Genomic DNA, 23633 nt, shown 5'->3' with positions numbered 1-23633 from the left:
AATTGCGCGTAGGCTGCGGACCATGATCAAAGCCGCTGATTTGCCGGAAACGCTGGCTATATTTCCTTTGCCCGGGGCGCTGTTGTTGCCCCGTGCACGACTGCCGCTACACATTTTTGAGCCACGATATCTGGCGATGCTGGACGATGCGCTCAAAACCCCTGAGCGGTTGATTGGCATGGTCCAACCCAATGAGGTGCCCGGTCGTGACGGTCCGGGGTTGCACGCCATCGGCTGTGTGGGGCGGATCACGCAATTTTCAGAGACTGACGACAACCGCTATTTGGTCACACTGACCGGCGTGTCGCGGTTTCGTGTGCTGAGCGAAGTGGACGGGTTTGCGCCCTACCGCCGGTGTTTGGTGAGCTGGCAGGGCTTTGAACGCGATCTTGGCGGATCAGAGAAAGACGACATTTTTCAGCGCGAAGCGTTCATGGCGTTGCTAAAGCGCTACTTTGAGCAGCTCGATTTGTCGACTGACTGGGATACGCTGAAAGACGCAGCTGATGAGTTGTTGATCAATTCTTTGTCGATGCTTTTGGAATTCACGGCGGAAGACAAACAGGCGCTTTTGGAAGCGCCGTCACTGCGCACGCGCCGTGAAACTTTGGTGACGCTATTGGAATTTGCGCTGCGCGGCGGGGCAGGAGAGGATGTGATGCAATGAAAGAACAGATCGGAGATGGTCCAGCCTTTGACCGTCGAATGCTGGAAGCCTTGGTGTGTCCGCAGACGCGGGGCACGCTTGAGTATGACGCCCAAAAGCAAGAGTTGATCTCGCGGAGCGCCAATCTGGCCTTTCCCATCCGTGCGGGCATTCCGGTGATGTTACTGGATGAGGCGCGGGTGCTGGACTGAACCATCGACAGGCTGACTTTGTCGGAAGACTGGAGAGAGGCAGCCCTCTCCCTGTGGGCGTCTTTTCGGATATCTGGGCCCCAAGAGCGGGTGCTCAATGGGGAATGGCTCAGCGCATGAGTTTTGGGAGTTCACCGTTTAGGCCGGCCGCTTCGCGCATAAATGTGCGACGCAGCCCCGGCATAGATCCGATGAGCCCCATGCCCACATCCCGCGCAGCACGCAGCAAGGGGTTGTCGTTGGAAAACAGTTTGTTGGTGAGGTCTGTAGCCGCCACCAATGTGGCCGTATCAAACCGGCGCCACTCTTGATAGCGCGCCAGAACCAGCGCGGAGGCAAAGTCTTCGCCGCGCTCTTGGGCGGCGCTCAATACTTCAGCCAGCGCAGCCACATCGCGTAAACCAGCATTGAGACCTTGGCCTGCGATGGGATGAAGGCCATGGGCCGCATCGCCAACCAGAGCCACGCGCTCTGCGATGAACTCGTTGGCGACAGAGAGGCTGAGAGGATAGGTGAAGCGATTTCCCGTCAACTCTATTTCGCCGAGGAAATCTCCGAAACGCGGGCGTAGCACGGCCATATAATCGTCATCAGACAGCGCATGGATGGCCGCTGCGGTGGCGTCGTTTTCCGACCAGACAATGGAGGACATGTTTCCGGGCAGGGGCAGGATTGCCAAGGGGCCGGGCGGCATAAAGAACTGATGCGCCACGCCATTGTGCGGACGTTCGTGTTTGATGGCACAGACCAAGGCAGTTTGCCCATAACCCCAGCCGGTGCGTTTGATTGCGGCGCGTTTGCCAACACCAGTCTGCCGTCCATCACAACCGACCAAAAGGCGCGCGCGGCGGGTGGTTGTGTCACTCAGCGTGACGGTGACGCCACTTGCGTCAACCGTTTGTCCCGTGACCTGCGTGCCAGATATCAGCGTGATCGTTGGGGCGGCTTCCATGGCCGACATGAAGGCGCGATAGAGAAAGCGGTCTTCGACCATAAATCCCATCGGGCCTTCTTCGATTTCACGATGGTCAAAATGTAGGAAAAACGGTGCGGGACCTTCGCCTGCGCGGCCATCCGAGACTTTGATGTCGCGCATCGGCTCAGCGTGGTCTGCCACGTGGTCCCAGACGCCGATGGCCTCCAACAATCGCTTGGAGGCCAGTGCCAAAGCATAGCCACGCCCGTCAAAGTTGCCCGCCGCTCGGGCCGGGGCCGGGCGTGCATCGACCACGGTCACATCAAAGCCTGCTTGCGCCAATGCCAAGGCGAGTGCCGGGCCGTTTAATCCGCCGCCAGCGATCAGAATATCAGTGTCAAAACTCATAGTGCCAATATGGGCCACGCTTCGGGATTGTCCATGCGCGATTGCGCCGCTACCGTCATCCGTAATCAAATTGCGGAGACGAGAATGTTGAATTGGCTTGAGATGAGCGCAGCCGCGCTAGGGCGGGGCATTGAGACCGGGGATATTGATCCTGTGGCTCTGACGCAGGCATACTTGGGCGCCATCAACAGCCACGATGCACGTGACCGCATCTACTCTGCGATCACCTCCGAACGTGCCTTGGCCGAAGCGCAGGCCGCATCAGAGCGCGCGCGGGCTGGGCAACGGCTGTCGCCACTAGACGGCGTGCCGATCAGCTGGAAGGATCTTTTTGACAGCGCAGGTGTGGCCACCGAGGCAGGATCAGACTTGCTCAACGGGCGCGTGCCGAGCCGTGATGCAGAGGTGCTCGCCAATGCAACGGCGCTTGGCATGGTGTGTCTGGGCAAAACCCATATGAGCGAACTGGCCTTTTCGGGCCTTGGCCTGAACCCCATCACTGCCACGCCGCCCTGTGTGAATGATCCTGACGTGGTGCCAGGCGGCTCCTCTTCGGGGGCTGCGGCCAGCGTCGCTTTTGGGCTGGCGGCTGCGGGTATTGGCTCAGACACCGGCGGCTCAGTGCGCATTCCAGCTGCATGGAACGATTTGGTTGGGCTCAAAACCACCGCGGGGCGTGTTACCGCCAAAGGTGTTGTGCCGCTGTGCCGCAGCTTTGACACCGTTGGCCCTTTGACCCGCACAGTAGAGGACGCCGCATTATTGTTGAGCGTTCTGGAAGGCACCAAACCCGTCGATCTGCGCGGCGCGAGCCTTAGGGGCAAACGCTTTGCCGTGCTGGAAACCATGGCTCTGGATCAAGTGCGTGAGGCGCCCATGGCGGGGTTTGAACGCGCGCTGCATCGGATACAGAGTGCCGGCGCCACATTGGAGTTCTTGCAGGCTGACGAAGTGGCCGAGGCCATGGCGCTCACGGCACCGCTCTACACCGCCGAAGCCTATGGGGAGTGGGGTGAGACCATCGAAGCTGCGCCTGAAAAGATGTTTGACCAGATTTTGGAGCGGTTCCGCGCCGGGGCCAAAATCTCCGGACCAGAGTATGTGGCCGCGTGGCACAAACTGGAGGTGCTGCGCGAAACATGGGAGGCGCGTATCGCAGGCTTTGACGCGGTGCTTTTGCCAACCGCGCCAATCCTGCCGCCCAATGTGGAACGCCTGATGACCGATCAGGACTACTACATCACCGAAAACCTTCTGGCCCTGCGCAACACACGTATCGGCAACCTGATGGGCAGCGCCGCCATAACCTTACCCACGGGGGTGCCGTCCTGTGGTTTGATGATGATGGGGCCCGCGGGCAGCGAAGAGCGCCTGTTGCGACTTGCCGCCGCCGCAGAGTTCCTTTTGCCTTAAGGGCTCGCCGCGCGCACCAACAGGGGCTAAAGAGGCCTCATGAGAAAATTTGAAATATTTGTGGTGACCGCGCCGGGGCTGGAAAAGCCTCTGGCGGCAGAGATGCTTGAAGTGGGTTTTAAGAAACCCAAAATGATGCCCGGCGGTGTGCGCTTTCGTGGCAACTGGCAGGACGTGTGGCGCGCCAATCTGTGTTTGCGCGGCGCTGTGCGGGTGCTGGCGCGGGTGGCACAGTTTCAGACCATGCATCTGTCCAATCTGGAGCACCTGATCGGCGAGTTGCCGTGGCTGCAATATCTGCGCCAGGACGTGCCGGTGAAGGTCGATGTTGTCACGCAGAAATCCAAAATCTATCACGCGGGGGCCGCCAAAGAACGCATCGAGCGGGGACTTGTCAACGCGCTGGGCCTTCCGATTTCGGCGGAGGCTGAAGTCGTGCTAAAGGCGCGGATCGACAACAATATGGTCACGCTATCGCTGGATACCTCCGGTGAAAGCTTGCACAAACGTGGCCACAAAGCCGCCGTTGCCAAAGCGCCCATGCGCGAAAACATGGCTGCGATGTTCTTGCGCCAATTGGGGTATGACGGATCACAAACCGTCTACGATCCCATGTGTGGCTCCGGCACCTTTGTGACCGAAGCAGCAGAGATCGCCGCTGGTGTGTTGCCCGGACGGTCTCGCAGCTTTGCCTTTGAGCAGCTCGCCACCTTTGAACTTGAGGCTTATCAGACCCTGCGCGAAGAGGCATCGCCTCAGACCCCGACCGTGCAATTCTTTGGCACCGACAAAGATGCAGGTGCCATCCGTATGGCGACAGAAAACGCCGACCGTGCGGATGTGACCAACTGGACCAACTTTGCACAAGCCAGCGCAGGGGACATCACTCCGCCTGATGGCGCGCCGGGCATCGTTGTTGTCAATCCGCCCTACGGGACGCGTATCGGCGATAAAAAAGGCCTGTTTGCGCTTTACGCCAGCTTCGGCAAAGCGCTTTCAGCACGGTTCTCGGGGTGGACAGTGGGTATTGTCACCACGGATACCGGCTTGGCAAAAACCACAGGCTTGCCGTTGGAGACACCATTTGCGACGGTGTTACATGGTGGGTTGAAGGTGCGCCTTTATACCTGCGACGTGCCCTGAGAGGTTTCTAAGTGACAAATGATGGCGTGTTTGATGCCCATGTGGCGCAAACCTACGACAAGCAGCATGGAAACACAGATCACACCGTGATCGAACAAACGGTCGATGTCTTGGTGGATTTGGCTGCGGAGGGGACGGCCTTGGAGTTCGCCATCGGCACGGGGCGCATTGCCCTGCCTTTGGCTGCCAAAGGGGTTCCGGTTCAGGGCAATGAGCTGTCTGAAGCGATGGTTGCCCAGATGCGGCTTAAACCGGGCGGGGAAGAAATCCCGGTGGCGGTGGGAGACATGACCACCCTGCGCAGTGCAGGAGAGTTTTCACTGGTCTATCTCGTGTTTAACACTTTGGACAATCTGACCACGCAGGCAGCACAGGTGGCGTGTTTTGAAAACGCTGCAGGTCATCTTCGGCCGGGTGGGCGGTTCTTGGTGGAAACCCAAGTGCCACCTCTACAGCGATTGCCTGTGGGCGAGACACATCTGGCCTTTGATGCAGGACCGAACCACTGGGGCATGGACGAAATTGATGTCGTGACTCAGACCTATCACTCTCATCATCTTTGGTTGCGTGAAGACGGCCCGGAGAGTCTGTCGGTGCCGTTTCGATATGCGTGGCCTGCGGAGATGGATCTGATGGCCCGTATTGCAGGCCTGTCGCTGGAGCATCGCTGGGGGGATTGGACACGCGCGCCCTTCACCAAAGACAGCCGCAGTCACATTTCGGTCTGGCGCAAACCAGACGAGGCGCCATGATCTCTCCACCGATCGACCAATGGGGCGTTTGTGCCGAATTGAGTGCCTTGGAAGGTGGGCATCGTAATGAGGTTTGGCGCACACATGGGCTGGATCAGAATGTTGTTTTTAAGTCGACCCGACGGGATGAAGCCTCAGTGGCTTGGTTGGTGCCTGTGCTCGACAACGCGGGCAAATGCGGCTTGCATGTTCCAAGCCTCAAAACGTCTCGCTCTGGTCGCTGGGTCTGTGATGGATGGACCTGTGAAACCTTTATCGAGGGGGCACATATCACGCGCGACGAGCTGAGTGAGCTTTCTGCCAGCCTGTCGCGGTTTCATGCCTCCATGCAGGGCATTTCACAACGTCCGGGGTTTTTGTCCTCTTCAGCTTTGATGACCGCCCATTGCGGTGGCGATGTGGATTTGACCCGTATGCCTTCCGATTTGGTTGCTCTATGCCGTGCCTCTTGGGGGGAGGTGATTGGGGACGTGGGCACCGTTGTGCACGGCGACCTTTCGCCCAGCAACGTGCTGCGCCGCCCGGACGGCGGGCTGTCCGTGGTGGATTGGGACGAGTGTCGTTGTGACTTTGTGTTGTTTGATCGGGTGCCTTTTGGTCAGGTCACCGAAGCCGAGCGGCGCGCGCATCTGGCATGGGAGCTGGCGTGCAGTTGGAAACGGGAGCCCGCCTATGCACGTGATTTGGCAGAAATGCTGCGCAATAGCTGACGTGTTGGGACACTCCGTTGAGAATATTGTTTGCGTTGATCGTCACGGACAACAGGTGCGTTAAGACTTCTGGCGCGCGAATTTGGCACCTCCGCAAAACAGTCGCAATACCGACGTGATACCGATGTCCCAAACAGCCGATTTTCATCGTTAACCTTTGGCTCCGCGCTCTTGTGGGTGAGCCGAGAATTTTTGCGACGGATGCAAGATCAGAAAGTATGCAGTTTGTTGGATTGGGGCACTGACTAACTGCGATTTTTGCGCTTTGCGTGAAAAAAGGCTTTGAAATTTCACGAAACTGGCCCAACGTGAAAATTGAGTAAATAATTTCACGGGCCGGATTCGGGCAAAATGTTGCATAAAGTACCGAAAGATTTGGAAACTTTGGGCGCCGACTTGCGTGCGCTGCGCAAGGCGCGTGGGCTGACGCTGGTCGACATGGCAGAAGCGTTGGATCGCTCGGTGGGTTGGTTGTCCCAAGTGGAGAGAGACAAATCCGAGCCCGCCATTTCAGATTTGCGCCAGATCGCCAAAGTGCTGGGCGTGCCGATGTCGATGCTCTTCGGCCAATCCTCGGCCCCCGCCCAAGAACAAGGGTATGTAGTACGTTCCGGCGCCCGACGCCCTATGGGTGGTAGCGAAGAGGGTCTTATCGAAGAACTTCTTTCGCCCGATTTGACCGATGATTTTGAAATGGTGCATTCGACATTTGCCCCACATTCCGAGATGCAAGAGGCAACCGCACGCCCCACTCAGGAAGTTGGCTACATCATATCTGGGCGTTTGGAATTGCGCATCGGTGGTCAAAAGTTCTCTGTCGGCCCCGGAGACAGCTTTCGCATTCGCGGCGAAGAATACCATTGGACCAACCCAGGTGACGAAGCCTGCATTGCGATCTGGGTGATCGCGCCGCCGGTCTATTGAGGAGCTGACATGTTGAAGGGATCCTGCCTGTGTGGCGATATTCAGTTTGAGACCTCTGCGCCCGCGCAAGGGCCCTCCATGTGTCATTGCAGCCAATGTCGCAAGCAATCTGGCGGTCTATGGTCTTCGGCCTATGTGCATGAAAATGATCTCAAAATAACGGGTTCGGTGCGGTGGTTTGCCTCCAGTGCAACTGCCAAGCGAGGGATCTGTCCCCAATGTGGATCATTCTTGTTTTGGACGGCAACAGATGAGGACACGATCAGTTTTGCTTTGGGTGCAATAGATGGCCCCACTGGGCTGTCGCTGCAAAAACACATCTTTGTCGCGGACAAAGGTGACTACTACGACATCGCAGACGGGCTGCCTCAGAAGGACTGATCATGCAGGAAACTCTTGTGCAGATGGATAGCGTCAGCCTCTGGGCGTTTATGGCAGCCTCTTTGGTGATGTATCTCACGCCCGGTGCCGACATGATGTTTACCATTGCAAGCGGTATCTCAGGCGGCCCCAAAGCAGGTTTGGCGGCGTCCGCTGGCGTGACTTTGGGTCTGATCGCACACATCACACTGGCAGCTGCAGGGCTTGCTGTTTTGGTAGCGGCGTCGCCAATTGCACTGCTGTTGATCCGGTACGCTGGCGCGGCATACCTGCTGATTCTGGCTTATCAAGCATGGACAGCAAAGCCTGATTTTGATGATGCCTCAGGGCGTTCTGATGTGTTGCGTGCGATGCGGCGCGGGTTTTTGACAAACATTCTAAACCCCAAGATCATCCTGTTTATCCTCGCCTTTTTACCGCAGTTCATCACACCGGAAGCCGGTCCGATTTGGCAACAGATCGTGATCCTTGGTGTGATGTTCGCCTCGGGCGGATTTGTAGTGGTGTCGATTATTGGACTTTCTGCAGGGGTCGTGGGCGCAAGGTTGAAACAAGTCACTGGAATTATGAACAAAATCGCTGCCGTCATCTTTGGCGGGCTGGCAGCAAAACTCGTATTTGACTGAGGGAGATGGTCATGTCTGATTTTCCAACAAAGGCCCGCGTGGTCATCATCGGTGGCGGCGTTGTGGGCACCTCCAGCCTCTACCATCTGGGCAAGAAGGGCTGGACCGATTGTGTGCTGCTTGAAAAGAACGAATTGACGGCGGGGTCCACGTGGCACGCGGCTGGCAACGTGCCGACGTTTTCCAACAGCTGGGCGATCATGAACATGCAGCGCTACTCGACCGAGCTTTATGCAGGGCTTGGGGAAGAGGTCGACTATCCGATGGGCTATCACCAGTCGGGCTCGATCCGTTTGGCGCACACCAAAGAGCGCAAGCAGGAGTTTGAGCGCGCCATGTCGATGGCGCTCTATCAGGGCATCCCGATGGAGATGTGGACTCCAGAAGAAGCCAAAGAACGGTATCCGTTCCTTGAGACACACGACCTTGAAGCGGTGCTTTACGATCCAACAGACGGGGACATTGACCCTGCGCAGTTGACCCAAGCGTTGGCCAAAGGCGCGCGTGACATGGGCCAGAAAATTCTGCGTTTCTGCCCTGCGACGGGCGTTACTCAGCGATCGGACAAAACTTGGATTGTGCACACCGAGAAGGGCGACATTGCATGTGATTACGTTGTGAATGCAGCTGGTTACTACGCTCAGCGCGTTGGTGAATGGTTCAAGCCGTATGGCGGGCGTTCCGTGCCGATGATGGTCATGAGTCACCAGTATTTGCTGACCGAAGAAATCCCTGAGGTAGAAGAATGGTCCAAAGCAAACGGCGGTGTGAAGCTGCCGCTCCTGCGCGACGTGGATGTCTCCTACTACCTGCGTCAGGAAAAGCACGGCTACAACCTCGGCCCTTACGAGCCAAACTGCAAAGCACATTGGGAGACCGATGCCGATCCGATGCCTGATGATTTCTCTTTCCAACTCTGGTCAGATGATCTTGACCGGATCGAGGATATTGTCACTGACGCCATGGAACGTGTGCCGCTTATGGCAACCTCGGGCATTAGCCGTGTGATCAACGGCCCGATCCCTTATGCGCCGGATGGTTTGCCACTCATCGGGCCAATGCCAGGGGTCGAAAACGCCTTTGAAAATTGCGTCTTCACCTTTGGCATCGCCCAAGGGGGTGGTGCTGGCAAAGTGCTAGCCGAATGGATCGTGGATGGCCACACCGAGTGGGACATGTGGGCCGTCGATCCGCGCAGATATACAGATTACACCGATCATGACTACTGCGTGAAGAAGGGCATGGAGGTCTACGGAAACGAGTACGCCATGCACTTCCCGCATCACGAATGGCCCGCCGCCCGGGACAAGAAGCTCTCCCCCGTCCATGACCGGGTTGTCGCATCTGGCGGTGTTATGGGGGTCTACAACGGCTGGGAGCGAGCGAATTGGTTTGCCAAAGATGGCGATGACACTTCGCTCGCTGCCACTCACACGTGGGGTCGATCAGGTCCTTGGGAGCAACGTGTAAAGGAAGAGTGCGAGGCCGTTCGTGATCATTGTGGTGTGCTCGACCTGCCGGGTTTCTCAAGGTTTGCGCTAAATGGTGAGGGGGCCGCGGAATGGCTGCGTGGGATGATCACAGGTGCATTGCCCAAAGTGGGGCGGATCAATCTGGCTTATTTTTCTGACGAACGTGGGCGGATACTGACAGAAATGTCCGTTTTGCGACACGCCGATGACGGGTTCATTTTGATTACGGCAGCGAGCGCGCAATGGCATGATTTTGAGCTGCTCAAGCACAACTTGGCAGAGGGGCTTGAGCTGATCGATTGCACAGTAGACATGAGCACGCTGATTGTTACTGGACCAAAGTCGCGCGATGTTTTGTCTGGATTGTGTGACGCTGATTTGTCACTTGGTTGGTTGACCCATCAGACCGCAACTGTGGTTGGCGCAAGGGCTACCTTGGTACGCGTGTCCTTTGCCGGTGAGCTTGGCTGGGAGATACATGCGCCGTTTGCGGATATGCCTGCAATCTATGACGCGATTCGAGAGGCCGGTGCCATGCCGTTTGGCATGTACGCATTGAATTCGTTGCGCTTGGAAAAAGGTTACCGCGCTTGGAAAGGCGATTTGTCTTCGGATTATACGCTTCTGGAAGGCGGTCTGGGGCGTTTTGTAAAACTCGACAAGCCGCAGAACTTCCCCGGTAAGTCGGCAATTCAGAATGAGAAACAACAGGGCGTTAAAAAGTCATTTGTCACTCTGAAAGTCGATGCCGGCGATGCGGACGCACCCTACATGTCTTGCATCTGGAATGGTGACGAGATCGTGGGGGAGACCACCTCTGGCGGTTGGGGGTATCGCGTGAATGCCTCGATTGCTTTGGGTATGGTTAAAGCAGAACTAGCTGCTCCGGGTACCGAACTTGAGGTAGAAATCTTCGGTAAAAAGTGCCGTGCGGAGGTGCAAGAAGATGCGCCCATGTGGGACCCGACCAACGAACGTTTGCGGGCGTAATGTGCCCCTACCTTTGCTTTGTACGAACTAACTCGACGGCTTGAGAGACGCGCGCCCGGCCCGTCGCCTGATCAAGCCATACGAGATATCTGAAAGGAAGTAGATCATGGTTGATCTTCCAAACAAGGCCCGTGTGGTCATCATTGGAGGGGGTGTGGTGGGCTGTTCAGTGGCTTACCATCTCACAAAATTGGGTTGGAAAGACGTTGTTTTGCTTGAACGCAAGCAACTTACGTCTGGTACCACATGGCACGCCGCAGGCTTGATTGCGCAGTTACGTGCGACAGCGAACATGACCAAGCTCGCCAAGTATTCTCAAGAGTTATACGGAAAACTCGAGGCAGAAACAGGGGTCGCGACAGGGTTTAAACGCTGCGGATCGATCACTGTCGCGCTCAACGACGAGCGAAAAGAAGAGATTTTCCGTCAGGCAGCGATGGCCCGGGCCTTTGGCGTGGAGGTCGAGGAGATTTCTCCTGCAGAAGTGAAAGCGCGCTACGCACATATGAACATCGAAGATGTGACAGCTGGTGTCTATCTGCCGCTTGATGGGCAAGGGGATCCTGCCAATATCGCGCTTGCGTTGGCTAAGGGCGCACGTCAAAACAGCGCGCTCATCAAGGAGCGCGTGAAAGTTACCAACATCGTAAAGGATGGACGGAAGGTCACTGGTGTTGATTGGGTGAGTGATGACGGCGCGGAGCATGGGCACATAGCCTGTGATATGATCGTCAACTGTGCTGGTATGTGGGGTCACGAGGTGGGACGCATGGCCGGTGTGAATGTGCCTCTGCATGCCTGTGAGCATTTTTACATCGTTACCGAAAGCATCCCCGAACTTACACAAATGCCTGTTTTACGGGTTCCCGATGAATGCGCGTACTATAAAGAAGACGCTGGTAAAATACTGCTTGGGGCTTTTGAGCCGAACGCAAAACCTTGGGGTATGAACGGTATTGCCGAGACATTTGAGTTTGACCAACTTCCCGAAGATTTCGACCACTTTGAGCCTATACTGGAAGCCGCGTGTAATCGCATGCCGATGCTTGCTGAGGCGGGCATTCACACGTTTTTTAACGGGCCGGAAAGCTTCACGCCAGATGATGCGTATCACCTTGGGTTGGCACCTGAGATGGACAATGTTTGGGTAGCCGCTGGCTTCAATTCCATCGGCATTCAATCTGCTGGCGGTGCAGGTATGGCGCTGGCACAGTGGATGGAAGACGGTCAAAAACCATTTGATTTGGGTGACGTCGATATTTCACGGATGCAACCATTTCAAGGCAACAAGACGTATTTGTATGAGCGATCCAAAGAAACGTTGGGTCTATTGTATGCGGATCATTTTCCGTACCGGCAAAAAGCCACTGCACGTGGTGTGCGGCGCACTCCTTTTCATCACCAGCTGCTGGAAAAGGGCGCTGTGATGGGAGAGCTTGCTGGCTGGGAGCGCGCCAATTGGATTGCCAACGAAGGGCAGGAACGCGCGTACCAATATACTTGGAAGAGACAAAACTGGTTTGAGAACTCCGCGTCAGAGCACAGGGCAGTTAGGGAAAACGTTGGCATGTATGACATGTCCTCTTTCGGCAAGATCCGCGTCGAAGGCCCAGATGCTGAAGCGTTTATGAACTATGTCGGCGGCGGGGACTACTCGGTCCCAAACGGCAAGATCGTTTACACTCAGTTTTTGAACCGAAACGGCGGTATTGAGGCTGATGTCACCGTGACACGCTTGACTGAGACGGCTTACCTGGTGGTGACACCGGCTGCGACGCGTCTTGCGGATCAGACGTGGATGGAGCGCCACAAAGGCCAGTTTAACATTGTCATCACGGATGTGACTGCTGGTGAAGGTGTACTGGCAATCATGGGGCCAAACGCGCGAAAATTATTGGAAAAAGTATCCCCTGCGGATTTTGGCAATACCCGAAATCCATTTGGTACTGCACAGGACATAGAGCTGGGTATGGGGCTCGCGCGAGCGCATCGGGTGACCTATGTCGGTGAGCTTGGTTGGGAGATTTATGTATCGTCTGACATGGCTGGGCATGCCTTTGAAACTCTCTGGGAAGCTGGACAGGACATGGGGCTCAAGCTTTGCGGGATGCACATGATGGACAGTTGTCGTATCGAAAAAGGGTTCCGCCACTTTGGTCATGACATCACCGCCGAGGATCATGTGGTTGATGCCGGGCTGGGTTTCGCGGTGAAAACTGACAAGCCTGATTTCATTGGCAAAGAGGCTGTGATCAAACGTAAGGAAATCGGACCCCAAAGCAGGCTACTGCAGTTTAAACTCACCGATCCAGAGCTGCTTTTGTTCCACAATGAGCCCATCATTCGAGATGGCGAATATGTTGGCTATTTGAGTTCTGGCAACTATGGTCACACGCTTGGTGGAGCGGTCGGTTTGGGATATGTGCCTTGCGCGGGGGAAAAAGCCCTAGAGGTGCTTGGATCAACATATGAGATCGATCTCATGGGCTCCAGAGTGCGTGCCGAGGTTTCTTTGAAACCGATGTATGATCCCAAGTCGGAGCGTGTCAAAGTTTAAGCGTTTTGGGGTGCCATCACAAAACTTGATGGCACTCTCCACAAAATCCCGAGTTTCCAATCTCCCAAAGCCCCGCTAACAAAGCACGTCAGGTTTAGGGAGAGCATCATGGTGACACGTACCGATGAACGGGAAAACGTGGACACGCCTCAGGGGCTGGCCTTCGCAATGACCGCGTATCTTCTTTGGGGCTTTCTACCGCTATATATGAAACTTGCGTCTCATATGCCCGCTCTCGAAGTTGTGGCCCATCGGGTGATTTGGTCAGTGCCCATCGCAGGCTTGGTGCTGGTCGTTTTACGTCGTACATCCGATTTAGTTTCTGCTTTGAGAAACCCTCGCACCTTGGCAATGGGCTGTCTCACGGCGGCTTTGATCACGATAAACTGGGGTGTTTATGTCTGGTCAATAACAAATGATCGTGCGCTCGATGCGGCACTTGGCTATTATATAAATCCTCTGTTTAGCATTGCTTTGGCTTCGTTGCTTTTGAAGGAACGGCTTACACGCCTGCAGTGGGTTGCGGTGGCTTTGGCAGGCGCGGCAGTTCTGGTCCTCTGGATCGATGCTGGGACGTTGCCGTGGGCGGCGCTCGCACTCACGGTGTCATGGGGGTTCTATGCGTTTTTCAAGAAGTCGCTACCGGTAGGACCCAACCAAGGGTTCTTGCTCGAGGTCATGATCTTAACGTTCCCCGCGATTGGGTACTTGTTGTGGCTGGCCGCACAAGGGCAGGGGCACTTTACAAAGTCCCTAGACGACACAATGTTGCTTTTAGGGTGTGGCATTGTGACGGCTGTACCGTTGTTATTCTATGCCAACGGGGCCAAGCTTCTGAGGCTTTCGACCATTGGAATCATGCAATATATAGCGCCAACTATGATCTTTCTGATCGCAGTGTTCGTGTTTGATGAACCCTTCGGGGGTGCGCGCATTATTGCGTTTCCCATGATCTGGGCTGCCCTCGTTGTGTATTCCATCCCGATGATCCGGGACTTAAGAGCAGCTCGGCGTTGATCAGTCATGCATACGCAACTGAGCACCATCAGACAAACTGCGATCAGCTCAACGCCTCTTTGAATTTTAGAAAACGAGGATCGGTCATAACGCGTTTGTTCATGGCATCGCGCAGTGCTCCGATCGTTTTGTAGGGCCGCATCACCACTTCAAAGTGTTGGATTTTTCCGTCTGGGTTCAACGTAATCAGGTCAACACCAACGCAGTCTAAGCCATTTACTTTGCTCTGAAACTCTAGTGCCCAGTCGAGGCCATCTCCCATTGTGCGCCGATAGTGGAAGTCTTGAAAGACGTGCCCGACATGCCCTAACACCGCTGCGACTGGTTCTCGTCCGGTCCAAGTCGCCCAATACGTTGGTGGCTGGAACGTGACGGTCTCGGCCAGCAGCGATTTGATATCGTTTTCATTGCCTTTCGCAACAACGTCTCGCATGCGCTTGATTGTGGGGTGCATGGAATTTTCCTTCGTCTTTCATTTGTGTCCAACGTGAGCATCAAGAAGATTAACTCAAGACTGACGTTGGGTTGCCGAAGCGCTATCAACGCCCTATGTGGGGCGCTATGATCGAGATCACGCCCTATGACCCACCGCAGGACCCAATAGTGGTTTTGCACGAAGATAGTGACATTGTTGTTGTAGACAAACCATCGGGCCTACTGTCGGTGCCCGGTCGTGGAGCGCATTTGGCAGATTGTATGCTAACGCGGATTCAGGCGGCGTTTCCAACCGTGTTGCTGGTGCATCGACTGGATCGTGACACCTCTGGAGTAATGGTTTTTGCCCTTACGCCACATGCGCAGCGCCACTTGTCCAAACAATTTGAAGACCGCAAGACAAAGAAAACCTATCTTGCACGCGTTTGGGGGCAGCTTGCCGAAAAAACTGGGACAGTTGATTTACCTCTGATTGTCGATTGGCCCAAGCGCCCGCGCCAGATGGTGGACCATGACAATGGTAAGCCCGCCGTAACCGACTGGCGGGTTCTCAAAGTCAACGAAACTGAGACTCGTGTTCGTCTGACACCCAAAACAGGACGCAGCCACCAATTGCGCGTGCACATGCTGGCGTTGGGGCATGTGATCTTAGGGGACCCACTGTACGCCGAGGGCGACGCAAAGGACTTTGATCGGCTGATGCTGCATTCTGAAGAATTGCGCATCAATCACCCGGAAAGCGGCAAAGGCATGTCTTTTCGCGCCAAGGCGCCGTTTTAAGCGGCGTCCTTGAAAGTCGCGGCCAAAATCTCGGCCATCTGATCCGCGTCTTCCTGTGTGAAGGCGTTCAGCTGATCGCTATCGATGTCAAATACACCTAGCAAATTGCCTGCACCATTCCACACAGGCAAAACCAGCTCAGATCGTGTCGAAGAGGCACAGGCAATGTGTCCCGGAAAAGCGTCCACATCCGGTATTAACTGCACCTTCCCGTTCCGCGCAGCTGCACCGCAGACACCCCGTGTGAAGGGGATCACCAAACAGCCATGGCCGCCCTGGTAAGGCCCGATTTTTAGAAGTTCTGGCGCGACCACACGATAGAATCCGGTCCAGTCAAACCGATCATCGGCGTGATGCACTTCGCAGGCTACGGTCGCCATCAGAGCAACCGCATCGGTCTCGCCTTCGGCCAAGGCGGCAATGGTTTTGGACAGGGTGATGTAGTCGATGGTCATAGCAAAACCTCAAAAGAAAATCGCGCGCAGGGCAGCCCTCGCGCGCGATCAATTGTTTGGTGTTTAAACGCCCGCGTCGATTATGGCTTTTGCCAGCACTGGTACGGTCTGCGCATTCAGGCCCGCAATGTTCATGCGGCTGTCGCTTACCATGTAGATCGCGTTGTCGACGCGGATTTTCTCCACCAAATCGGGTGTGGTGCCCAGACGGGAGAACATGCCGCGGTGCTGCGCTAGGAAGCCAAATCGGTCAGACCCTGACAAACGTTGCAACTCGCTCGCTAGTTGCTCACGAAGTGCCAGCATACCAAGACGGGTTTCTTCCAGCTCTGCCATCCAATCCGCTTTCAGCTTCGCATCGGTCAGAATGGTGCTGACAACGCGCGCGCCGTGATCGGGTGGAAAGGAGAAGTTCTGGCGGTTGAGGTGGTTCAGGTTGCCTTGAGTCACCGCGGTGTTGTCTGTCGTCTCGCTCATCGCAATCAACAGACCTGTACGCTCGCGGTAAATGCCGAAGTTTTTCGAGCAAGACGCCGCGATCAGAAGTTCCGGCACGGATTTTGCCACCAAACGGGTTGCGGCCGCGTCTTCTTGCAGACCATCGCCAAAACCCTGATAGGCGATGTCGATCATCGGCGTGCAGCCTTTGTCGTTGATCAGATCCACAACTGCCTGCCACTGCGTCAGGTTCAGATTGGCGCCGGTCGGATTGTGGCAGCAACCATGCAGCAACACAACGTCATCGCGCGTCACCTCCGCCAGATCTTCCATCATGCCGTCAAAGTTCACGCCACGGGTTTCATCGTCAAAATAGCGATACTTCACCATCTCGATTCCCAGATACTGCAGCATGCTGATGTGGTTTGGCCAAGTTGGGTCAGATACAAACACACGCGCCTTGGGGTTGGCCATTTTGATTAGCTCAAACGCCTGACGGATTGCGCCGGTACCACCTGGAGTCGCCGCAGCTGCCAGACGGTCGCGCTCTACCACTCCGGCCAACAACATGTCGATCATCGCATCAGCATAGGCTGGATCGCCAGCGAGGCCTGTATATGCCTTGGAGGGCTGCTCTTCGACAATTTTCCGCTCTGCAGCTTTAACCGCGTGCATGACCGGTGTGACACCCTGGGCGTTTTTATATACACCAACCCCCAAATCGACTTTGGTCGGGCGGGGATCATCGCGGTACATGGCCATGAGGCCTAGGATCTTATCTTTGGGCTGCTCTTTGAGGTTTGTGAGCATTAGGTATCTCCAGTTGCTACGGGCAATGTCGGGAAGGCGCCCCATTCAGCCCATGATCCATCATAAAGCGAGTAGTCCGTCTTTCCAAACCGCTCCATCGCCAAGCACAGCACCGCCGCCGTGACGCCGGATCCACATGTGGCGATGGCTGGTTTTGACAGGTCGATGCCCGCTTCCATAAATATCCTGCGAAGCTCTTCCGCAGGTTTCAGAGTTCCGTTATCCAGAAGCAAAGATCCAAACGGAATGTTCTTTGATCCTGGAATGTGACCCGCGCGTAGGCCCGCGCGTGGCTCCGCTGCCTGACCGGTAAAACGCTCTGGTGCACGTGCGTCGATAATCTCATGGTCACCTAGCTTCGCGGCGCGGGAGACTTCTGTTACATCACGCACCAAATTGGTTTGGCGGAGAACAGTCATGTGCCTATCTCTGATTGTTGGCGGAGAGTTGTCAGTGGGTCTGCCTTCAGCCACCCATTTTGGCATACCGCCGTCTAACACTGCAGCATTGACGTGACCCATCAGTTTGAACAACCACCAAACACGGGCTGCAGAAAACAGGCCAGAACCGTCATATATGACAATCTGATGACCATCCCCAACACCCATGGCGCGAAGTCGCGACATGAACTTTTCTACCGGAGGCACCATATGAGGTAGGTCACTGCGCCCATCCGAGATGTCATCTATGTCAAAAAATCGTGCTCCAGGAATGTGGCGGGAGATAAATTCCGCTTTTGAGTCTCGGTCGGAAGATGGCAGATACCAGGAAGCATCGAGAATTCGCAATTCCGGATCTTTAATATGTGCCGCCAGCCATTCTGTGGAGACCAATGTCTTGGGGTCGTCAGCCATGTCATTCCTCTCTCGGAAACTCGGAGTATTGCCTACAACCCGTATCTCAAAGAGGCAAGAGATACAGAAGCAATGTGTGTTTCTGAAGTTCTTAGAGGGATCCCAAAAATCGACTTGTTTGCAGCGGCTTTCGGTGCATTTTTGAGGGGCATGCTTTAAGATAGGTGGATCTCGTGTCAGATGTTGTTTTGATCGTTGGAAGTGGGCCGAATGCGCTTGTCGTTGCAGAGTGGGGCCGGCATCATTTCGATCATATTGTTGCAATCAACAACGCGTGGCGTATCCGTGACGATTGGAGTCACTTGATCTATCCTGAAGACTTTCCGCTGGAGCGACGACCAGCGGTTGTCACTCCAGAACAATCGGTGGTGGTCCATACGGACTACGTGCCACAAAACAATGCGTTTGGCGGTGTGCTGTTTGCTGGTGGCACAATGGCTTTCACGGCCGGGTATTGGGCCGTCGGTGCGTTGCGGCCGCGTGTGCTAGCGTTCATTGGATGCGATATGGTTTATCCGACACACGGGCGCACGCATTTTTATGGTATCGGTGCTGCCGATCCTCTACGTGATGATGTGTCTCTGCAATGTTTGGAGGCAAAGTCTGCGAGGTTGGCGCTGCTCGCCGCGCAAAGCGGCTGCCTTTGCGTGAATTTATCTGGTGATGTTAGTCGGCTCGTATTCCCCAAACACACTGTCGAAAACCTCACCAATGTTGCCGGTCCAGATCTATCAACGAGTGAAGCCATAGAGGAGTTGCGCAACGCAGAGGTTGCGCTTGGCTACGACGCGCCTAGTGGACGGTATTGGGAGATTATGGATCGTATCGATCGTGAGGCATTGGCAAAGATCGACGCACAATGGTTATCTATCTGGAACAGCAATTAATCGCCGTGGCGAAGCAGGCGTTGTTTTTGGCGGCCCCAGTCACGTTTGGCGTCAGAGGCTCGCTTGTCGTGGTTTTTCTTACCTTTTGCGACGCCAATTTTTAGCTTCACCAGCCCCTTGTGATTGAAATACATCACCATCGGAACCAGCGTCATGCCTTTTCTTTGGGTTGCAGACCAAAAATTCGCAAGTTGCTTGCGGCTCGCCAATAGTTTGCGTTTCCGACGTTCAGTGTGTTTGAACATGGCCCGTTCGTAGGGGGCAATGTAGGCATTTACCAGCCACAGCTCACCGTCTTCCACTGCGGCGTAACTTTCAGCAATATTTCCCGACTTTTCGCGCAGTGCCTTAACTTCCGATCCTTGCAGCACAATGCCGACTTCCACATCCTCTTCGATGGCATAGTCAAAGCGCGCGCGCCTGTTCTCGGCGATCACTTTGTAGTTTGGGTCGGAGTTCTTTTGCTTCGTGGCCATGGCGAAAGTCGATACCTTGCCGCTGCTGCAGTGTCCATCCTGTGCGGAAAATGTAGGTCGAAAAAGGGTGGCGAGAAGGTCACAAGATAGATCAAGCGCTCCATTTTAGTGGACGACAACTGCTCCATTGGGTAACTTCAAGCGGAACGGGGCGAAATGATCCCGCACCTGAGGCAGTTGAAAATGAAGTTCCCCGAGCGGTTCTCAAACCTACCGGCGTATGCGTTCCCGCGCCTGCGCGCATTGCTGGATCACTTGGATCCGGGTGGTCCTGTGGTGCATATGACTATCGGGGAGCCCAAGCATGCATTTCCTGAATGGGTCACCGAAGAGATCACGCAACATGCCGAGGGCTTTAACAAATACCCGCCAAATGATGGTGCCCCGGAATTGTTGTTGGCAATTGCTGAGTGGATTAAGCGTCGCTATGACGTTGAGATCGACCCGACTACTCAAGTTATGGCGCTCAATGGTACGCGCGAAGGGCTCTACAACTCTGCGATGGCATTGTGCCCTGAAACCAAGAACGGTAAAAAGCCGCTTATTCTGACGCCCAATCCGTTTTATCAAGTCTATGCTGTGGCGTCGGCGTCCGTCGGGGCAGATCCTGTGTTTGTTCCTGCGACGGATCTCTCGGGCCATCTTCCAGACTTTAATCTATTGCCTGCAGAGCAATTGGATCAGGTCGCAATTGCCTACATTTGCTCTCCCGCCAATCCACAAGGTGCGGTGGCGGATCGTGCGTACTGGGCCAATCTTATTGGGCTCGCTGAAAAGCATGATTTCAAGATCTTTGCGGATGAGTGCTATTCTGAGATTTATCGCGAAGCACCACCTGTGGGTGCTTTACAGGTTGCCAGCGAGATGGGCGTAGGCGCTGAACGAATTCTGGCCTTTCACTCTTTGAGTAAGCGCAGCAACCTGCCCGGCTTGCGGTCGGGATTCGTTGCTGGAAGTCCTGAAAACATCAGTCACATCAAACAGTTGCGCACGTATGCGGGCGCTCCCTTGCCGCTTCCGCTGCAGAGCGCTGCAGCGCGTGCTTGGCGTGACGAAGAGCATGTTGTTGAGAATCGGCGGATGTACGCTGAAAAGTTCGATTTGGCGGATGAGATATTTGAGGGAATAGACGGGTACCGAAGCCCAAAAGCAGGATTTTTTCTCTGGCTTCCCGTAGAAGACGGCGAAGCTGCTGCGGTGAAGGCATGGACCGAAACGGGTGTCCGAGTTTTGCCGGGGGCTTATCTTAGCAGAGACGTCGCGGGGGAAAACCCTGGGAGAAAATTTATAAGGGCCGCTTTAGTGGCCCCAAAAACCGAAGTGTCAGGCGCGCTGAGAAAACTGCGCGACTGCCTCTACGATAAAAAAGATTGAGGTGATCATGGCTTATCAAGCGCGCAGACGAGGACCACTCTTGGATAGTAATACGCAAGCTGCCGTCGAGAAACGGGGCAAAGAACTCGTTGGTATCCTGTTGATGGTCTTGTCGGTCATGTCAGCGGCGATGATCCTGTCCTACTCGCCCAGTGATCCAAGCTGGATCTCGGTAACCGATGCACCGGTTCAAAACCTTCTTGGGAGGTTCGGTGCTTCCGTTGCTGCGCCATTGTTTATCATTGTCGGTTGGGGCAGCTTTGGTTTGGCTTTGATTTTTGGGGCGTGGGGCATTCGCTTTTCGTTTCACATCGGGGAAGAGCGGGCGCAAAGCCGCATTATTTTTGCGCCAATAATGCTCGCTCTTGGCGCTGTATATGCCTCTACAATGAGCCCTTCGGCTGAGTGGAGTCATGCATTTGGAATGGGAGGCTTGTTCGGGGACACGGTGACCGGAGCTCTGCTGACAATACTCCCAATCGGTGCACAATCGGGCGTCAAGGCGATGTCATTTCTGACGGGACTCGCGTTTGTAGGTATCGGAGCTTTTGTGCTCGGTTTCACGAAGTCTGAACTCTCGAAAGCCGCAGGGATGTTCGTTTTGGGCCTTGTGCTCACCTATGATGGGGTTCTGCGGCTGTTGGGGCGCGGGACAACGGGCGCGTTTCGCGCTGCAAAGGCCGCACAAGCGAAGCGCATTCATCGGCGTGAGGTGGCTCGCAATGAGGCGTTGGCTGAAACAGAATGGCAAGATTCGGTTCTCGAAGATATTCCGTCTTCGATGGAGCCGATTCTGGTTGAAAAAGCAAAACCTAAGTTGCGCATGCCAACACTGATCAAAAGAGTTGAGCAGGCATCCGATCAAATGCCGGAGCCAGAACTGGTGGAGAACCTGTTCACCGAAGACTGGAATGTGAAGCCTGAAGAAGATCGCATAAGCGCGAAAATTGCGGATGTGATGCGGTCTCGTGCGCGGCGTGGTGACGTTGTATCTTCCCCAGAGTTGCATCCTGACAAGCCACTAACAAAAGGGAGAGGGCGTGGTCCCGCACCCTTGGTTTTGGATGTGGATGCACCTCAGCGCGGAGGCGAACCGACATTGGGGCACCAATTGAGCGCGCGCATCGAGCCGCCTTTGACTTCAGCTTCTGGATCGGCGGATGAGATGTGGTCGGCTTCCACCGATGTAGATCAGATGCCTCAATATCAAGGACGGCATGAAGCACCCGTGACTTCGGATGTCGCATTTGAGGTTGGTCAAACACCTTCGTTCTCTACCATCCCGATCGCTGAACCCAAAAAAGTGGTTCAGCCTCGTCTGAAAAAGGTTGTTCAGCCTTCCAGTCAGGCAAAGGCTGAAGCGCAGCCATCGCTCGCCTTCGAGGATGCGCAAGCTGCTGCTTATGAGTTGCCGCCATTGGGGCTGCTGGAAAGCCCTCCGGAAGTTGGTGGGAACCACCTGAGCGATGATGCCCTAGAGGAAAATGCACGGATGCTTGAGGTGGTTCTGGATGACTATGGAGTCAAAGGTGAAATTGTAAGCGTTCGTCCGGGCCCCGTCGTTACAATGTATGAGCTTGAGCCTGCGCCAGGTTTGAAAGCGAGTCGTGTCATCGGCTTAGCAGATGATATTGCTCGGTCCATGTCTGCTTTGTCTGCGCGCGTGTCTACCGTGCCTGGACGCAGCGTGATTGGCATAGAACTGCCAAATGAAAATCGCGAAAAGGTAGTGCTTCGTGAAATTCTCGCCGCTCGAGACTTTGGCGATAGCAACATGCGGCTGCCCTTGGCGTTGGGCAAAGACATCGGCGGAGACCCGATTGTAGCCAATCTCGCCAAAATGCCACATTTGCTGATAGCCGGTACAACGGGTTCGGGTAAATCAGTGGCGATTAATACCATGATCCTGTCTTTGCTTTATAGGCTAACACCAGAAGACTGTCGCATGATCATGATTGATCCGAAAATGCTGGAGCTGTCTGTTTATGATGGCATTCCACACCTTTTGTCTCCTGTTGTCACCGATCCTAAGAAGGCTGTTGTCGCGCTGAAATGGGTCGTGGGTGAGATGGAAGATCGCTACCGAAAAATGTCCAAAATGGGCGTGCGCAATATCGATGGCTACAACAGCCGCGTTTCCGATGCGTTATCCAAAGGCGAAACCTTCAGTCGTACTGTGCAAACGGGATTTGATGACGATACGGGTGAACCGGTTTTTGAAACCGAAGAGATCACCCCCGAAAAAATGCCCTACATCGTAGTGGTCGTCGATGAGATGGCCGACTTGATGATGGTTGCGGGTAAAGAGATCGAAGCTTGTATTCAACGCCTCGCGCAGATGGCGCGCGCGTCTGGTATCCATTTGATTATGGCCACACAACGTCCCTCTGTGGACGTGATTACCGGAACGATCAAAGCGAACTTCCCAACAAGAATTTCGTTCCAAGTGACCTCGAAAGTGGACAGTCGAACGATCCTTGGCGAGATGGGCGCCGAACAACTCCTTGGTATGGGAGATATGCTCTACATGGCTGGTGGTGCAAAAATTATTCGCTGCCATGGTCCATTTGTGAGCGATGAAGAAGTTGAGGAAATCGTTAATCACCTCAAGAGCTACGGACCACCAGACTATATAGGTGGTGTTGTCGATGGCCCCGAGGACGGGAAGTCAGAGAACATTGACGCGGTTCTTGGTCTGAGCTCTGGCGGAAACACAACCGGCGAAGATGCACTATATGATTCAGCGGTAGCTATCGTCATCCAAGATCGAAAGTGCTCAACATCTTATATCCAAAGAAAACTGGCTATTGGTTACAACAAAGCGGCCCGTCTTGTGGAACAAATGGAGGATGAAGGCTTGGTGAGCGCTGCCAACCATGTCGGCAAGCGTGAAATCTTGGTGCCTGAGCAGGGAGCCACAATGGGGTAGGCGGGATTTCGCTATGCTCACTTACCTC

At 54.9% G+C, this 23633-nt stretch carries 22 protein-coding genes; 16 read left to right on the top strand and 6 right to left on the bottom strand.

Annotation, left to right across the window (positions count from 1 at the left end):
• The first annotated feature begins 22 nt into the window (after nucleotides 1–22).
• Together ABWV47_RS15795 and ABWV47_RS15790 are read left to right on the top strand one after the other, a co-directional pair.
• Nucleotides 23–667, top strand: coding sequence for an LON peptidase substrate-binding domain-containing protein (locus ABWV47_RS15795; RefSeq protein ID WP_353313508.1), 645 nt, complete (start codon nucleotides 23–25; stop codon nucleotides 665–667).
• Nucleotides 664–858, top strand: coding sequence for a Trm112 family protein (locus tag ABWV47_RS15790; RefSeq protein ID WP_353313506.1), 195 nt, complete (start codon nucleotides 664–666; stop codon nucleotides 856–858). Before ABWV47_RS15795 ends, ABWV47_RS15790 begins: the two co-directional genes overlap by 4 nt.
• Before the next feature lie 109 nt (nucleotides 859–967).
• Here ABWV47_RS15790 and ABWV47_RS15785 read toward each other — a convergent pair whose 3' ends face one another.
• On the bottom strand, nucleotides 968–2182 hold the full coding sequence (locus ABWV47_RS15785) for an FAD-dependent oxidoreductase (RefSeq protein WP_353313504.1): 1215 nt from the start codon (nucleotides 2180–2182) through the stop codon (nucleotides 968–970).
• Between the two features lie 84 nt (nucleotides 2183–2266).
• On the opposite strand from ABWV47_RS15785, the gene ABWV47_RS15780 reads away from it, so the two are divergent.
• From ABWV47_RS15780 to rarD, 10 genes are all read left to right on the top strand, one after another.
• A complete protein-coding gene (locus ABWV47_RS15780; RefSeq protein ID WP_353313502.1) occupies nucleotides 2267–3595 on the top strand; it encodes an amidase in 1329 nt (442 codons plus the stop codon).
• A gap of 39 nt (nucleotides 3596–3634) precedes the next feature.
• Entirely contained in the window at nucleotides 3635–4738 is a 1104-nt protein-coding gene (locus ABWV47_RS15775) for a THUMP domain-containing class I SAM-dependent RNA methyltransferase (RefSeq protein ID WP_353313500.1), read from the top strand.
• A gap of 11 nt (nucleotides 4739–4749) precedes the next feature.
• The gene (locus ABWV47_RS15770; protein ID WP_353313498.1) at nucleotides 4750–5490 is read left to right on the top strand and encodes a class I SAM-dependent DNA methyltransferase; all 741 of its coding nucleotides are present in this window, start codon (nucleotides 4750–4752) and stop codon (nucleotides 5488–5490) included.
• Nucleotides 5487–6200 (top strand): phosphotransferase, encoded by a 714-nt coding sequence (locus tag ABWV47_RS15765; protein WP_353313496.1) that lies wholly within the window; start codon nucleotides 5487–5489, stop codon nucleotides 6198–6200. The genes ABWV47_RS15770 and ABWV47_RS15765 overlap by 4 nt, the downstream gene beginning before the upstream one ends.
• Before the next feature lie 351 nt (nucleotides 6201–6551).
• Complete coding sequence (locus tag ABWV47_RS15760) at nucleotides 6552–7124, top strand: helix-turn-helix domain-containing protein (RefSeq protein WP_353313494.1); 573 nt, start codon at nucleotides 6552–6554, stop codon at nucleotides 7122–7124.
• Nucleotides 7125–7133: 9 nt separating this feature from the next.
• Nucleotides 7134–7505 (top strand): GFA family protein, encoded by a 372-nt coding sequence (locus tag ABWV47_RS15755; RefSeq protein ID WP_353313492.1) that lies wholly within the window; start codon nucleotides 7134–7136, stop codon nucleotides 7503–7505.
• Nucleotides 7506–7507: 2 nt separating this feature from the next.
• Entirely contained in the window at nucleotides 7508–8131 is a 624-nt protein-coding gene (locus tag ABWV47_RS15750; protein WP_353313490.1) for a LysE family translocator, read from the top strand.
• Nucleotides 8132–8142: 11 nt separating this feature from the next.
• A complete protein-coding gene (locus ABWV47_RS15745) occupies nucleotides 8143–10593 on the top strand; it encodes a GcvT family protein (RefSeq protein WP_353313488.1) in 2451 nt (816 codons plus the stop codon).
• Nucleotides 10594–10699: 106 nt separating this feature from the next.
• Entirely contained in the window at nucleotides 10700–13150 is a 2451-nt protein-coding gene (locus tag ABWV47_RS15740) for a GcvT family protein (RefSeq protein WP_353313486.1), read from the top strand.
• A gap of 108 nt (nucleotides 13151–13258) precedes the next feature.
• Complete coding sequence (gene rarD, locus ABWV47_RS15735) at nucleotides 13259–14167, top strand: EamA family transporter RarD (RefSeq protein WP_353313484.1); 909 nt, start codon at nucleotides 13259–13261, stop codon at nucleotides 14165–14167.
• A 43-nt stretch (nucleotides 14168–14210) separates the two neighbouring features.
• Here the strand turns inward: rarD and ABWV47_RS15730 are convergent, their stop codons facing one another.
• Nucleotides 14211–14621 (bottom strand): nuclear transport factor 2 family protein, encoded by a 411-nt coding sequence (locus ABWV47_RS15730; protein WP_353313482.1) that lies wholly within the window; start codon nucleotides 14619–14621, stop codon nucleotides 14211–14213.
• Between the two features lie 107 nt (nucleotides 14622–14728).
• On the opposite strand from ABWV47_RS15730, the gene ABWV47_RS15725 reads away from it, so the two are divergent.
• Complete coding sequence (locus tag ABWV47_RS15725) at nucleotides 14729–15382, top strand: RluA family pseudouridine synthase (protein WP_353313480.1); 654 nt, start codon at nucleotides 14729–14731, stop codon at nucleotides 15380–15382.
• On the opposite strand, the gene msrC is transcribed toward ABWV47_RS15725, so the two are convergent.
• The 3 genes from msrC to sseA form a co-directional block, all read right to left on the bottom strand.
• On the bottom strand, nucleotides 15379–15837 hold the full coding sequence (gene msrC, locus ABWV47_RS15720; protein WP_353313478.1) for a free L-methionine (R)-S-oxide reductase MsrC: 459 nt from the start codon (nucleotides 15835–15837) through the stop codon (nucleotides 15379–15381). The two genes, ABWV47_RS15725 and msrC, sit on opposite strands and share 4 nt — an antisense overlap.
• Nucleotides 15838–15900: 63 nt before the next feature.
• Nucleotides 15901–17085 (bottom strand): amino acid aminotransferase, encoded by a 1185-nt coding sequence (locus ABWV47_RS15715; RefSeq protein WP_353313476.1) that lies wholly within the window; start codon nucleotides 17083–17085, stop codon nucleotides 15901–15903.
• A complete protein-coding gene (sseA, locus tag ABWV47_RS15710; protein ID WP_353313474.1) occupies nucleotides 17085–17939 on the bottom strand; it encodes a 3-mercaptopyruvate sulfurtransferase in 855 nt (284 codons plus the stop codon). The genes ABWV47_RS15715 and sseA overlap by 1 nt, the downstream gene beginning before the upstream one ends.
• A 173-nt stretch (nucleotides 17940–18112) precedes the next feature.
• Between sseA and ABWV47_RS15705 the strand changes: the two genes are divergently transcribed.
• The gene (locus ABWV47_RS15705; RefSeq protein ID WP_353313472.1) at nucleotides 18113–18826 is read left to right on the top strand and encodes a hypothetical protein; all 714 of its coding nucleotides are present in this window, start codon (nucleotides 18113–18115) and stop codon (nucleotides 18824–18826) included.
• On the opposite strand, the gene smpB is transcribed toward ABWV47_RS15705, so the two are convergent.
• Nucleotides 18823–19302 (bottom strand): SsrA-binding protein SmpB, encoded by a 480-nt coding sequence (gene smpB, locus ABWV47_RS15700; RefSeq protein WP_353313470.1) that lies wholly within the window; start codon nucleotides 19300–19302, stop codon nucleotides 18823–18825. The two genes, ABWV47_RS15705 and smpB, sit on opposite strands and share 4 nt — an antisense overlap.
• Nucleotides 19303–19485: 183 nt before the next feature.
• On the opposite strand from smpB, the gene ABWV47_RS15695 reads away from it, so the two are divergent.
• Both ABWV47_RS15695 and ABWV47_RS15690 read left to right on the top strand, forming a co-directional pair.
• Nucleotides 19486–20676, top strand: coding sequence for an aminotransferase class I/II-fold pyridoxal phosphate-dependent enzyme (locus ABWV47_RS15695; RefSeq protein ID WP_353313468.1), 1191 nt, complete (start codon nucleotides 19486–19488; stop codon nucleotides 20674–20676).
• Between the two features lie 7 nt (nucleotides 20677–20683).
• Complete coding sequence (locus tag ABWV47_RS15690; RefSeq protein ID WP_353313466.1) at nucleotides 20684–23605, top strand: DNA translocase FtsK; 2922 nt, start codon at nucleotides 20684–20686, stop codon at nucleotides 23603–23605.
• The last annotated feature ends 28 nt before the right edge of the window (nucleotides 23606–23633 follow it).

It is taken from the genome of Shimia sp. NS0008-38b (assembly GCF_040370365.1).
Taxonomy (GTDB): Bacteria; Pseudomonadota; Alphaproteobacteria; order Rhodobacterales; family Rhodobacteraceae; genus Shimia.
This window is presented reverse-complemented; position numbering and strand designations above follow the sequence as displayed.

Excerpts from the sequence above, each read along its gene's own strand:
- ABWV47_RS15740 (WP_353313486.1), top strand. The coding sequence starts at position 10,700 with ATGGTTGATCTTCCAAACAAGGCCCGTGTGGTCATCATTGGAGGGGGT.
- sseA (WP_353313474.1), bottom strand. The coding sequence starts at position 17,939 with ATGGCTGACGACCCCAAGACATTGGTCTCCACAGAATGGCTGGCGGCA.
- ABWV47_RS15790 (WP_353313506.1), top strand. The coding sequence starts at position 664 with ATGAAAGAACAGATCGGAGATGGTCCAGCCTTTGACCGTCGAATGCTG.
- ABWV47_RS15785 (WP_353313504.1), bottom strand. The coding sequence starts at position 2,182 with ATGAGTTTTGACACTGATATTCTGATCGCTGGCGGCGGATTAAACGGC.
- ABWV47_RS15695 (WP_353313468.1), top strand. The coding sequence starts at position 19,486 with ATGAAGTTCCCCGAGCGGTTCTCAAACCTACCGGCGTATGCGTTCCCG.
- ABWV47_RS15730 (WP_353313482.1), bottom strand. The coding sequence starts at position 14,621 with ATGCACCCCACAATCAAGCGCATGCGAGACGTTGTTGCGAAAGGCAAT.
- ABWV47_RS15755 (WP_353313492.1), top strand. The coding sequence starts at position 7,134 with ATGTTGAAGGGATCCTGCCTGTGTGGCGATATTCAGTTTGAGACCTCT.
- msrC (WP_353313478.1), bottom strand. The coding sequence starts at position 15,837 with ATGACCATCGACTACATCACCCTGTCCAAAACCATTGCCGCCTTGGCC.
- ABWV47_RS15795 (WP_353313508.1), top strand. The coding sequence starts at position 23 with ATGATCAAAGCCGCTGATTTGCCGGAAACGCTGGCTATATTTCCTTTG.
- ABWV47_RS15775 (WP_353313500.1), top strand. The coding sequence starts at position 3,635 with ATGAGAAAATTTGAAATATTTGTGGTGACCGCGCCGGGGCTGGAAAAG.
- ABWV47_RS15690 (WP_353313466.1), top strand. The coding sequence starts at position 20,684 with ATGGCTTATCAAGCGCGCAGACGAGGACCACTCTTGGATAGTAATACG.
- ABWV47_RS15780 (WP_353313502.1), top strand. The coding sequence starts at position 2,267 with ATGTTGAATTGGCTTGAGATGAGCGCAGCCGCGCTAGGGCGGGGCATT.
- ABWV47_RS15725 (WP_353313480.1), top strand. The coding sequence starts at position 14,729 with ATGATCGAGATCACGCCCTATGACCCACCGCAGGACCCAATAGTGGTT.
- ABWV47_RS15760 (WP_353313494.1), top strand. The coding sequence starts at position 6,552 with ATGTTGCATAAAGTACCGAAAGATTTGGAAACTTTGGGCGCCGACTTG.
- ABWV47_RS15745 (WP_353313488.1), top strand. The coding sequence starts at position 8,143 with ATGTCTGATTTTCCAACAAAGGCCCGCGTGGTCATCATCGGTGGCGGC.
- ABWV47_RS15750 (WP_353313490.1), top strand. The coding sequence starts at position 7,508 with ATGCAGGAAACTCTTGTGCAGATGGATAGCGTCAGCCTCTGGGCGTTT.
- ABWV47_RS15765 (WP_353313496.1), top strand. The coding sequence starts at position 5,487 with ATGATCTCTCCACCGATCGACCAATGGGGCGTTTGTGCCGAATTGAGT.
- smpB (WP_353313470.1), bottom strand. The coding sequence starts at position 19,302 with ATGGCCACGAAGCAAAAGAACTCCGACCCAAACTACAAAGTGATCGCC.
- ABWV47_RS15715 (WP_353313476.1), bottom strand. The coding sequence starts at position 17,085 with ATGCTCACAAACCTCAAAGAGCAGCCCAAAGATAAGATCCTAGGCCTC.
- rarD (WP_353313484.1), top strand. The coding sequence starts at position 13,259 with ATGGTGACACGTACCGATGAACGGGAAAACGTGGACACGCCTCAGGGG.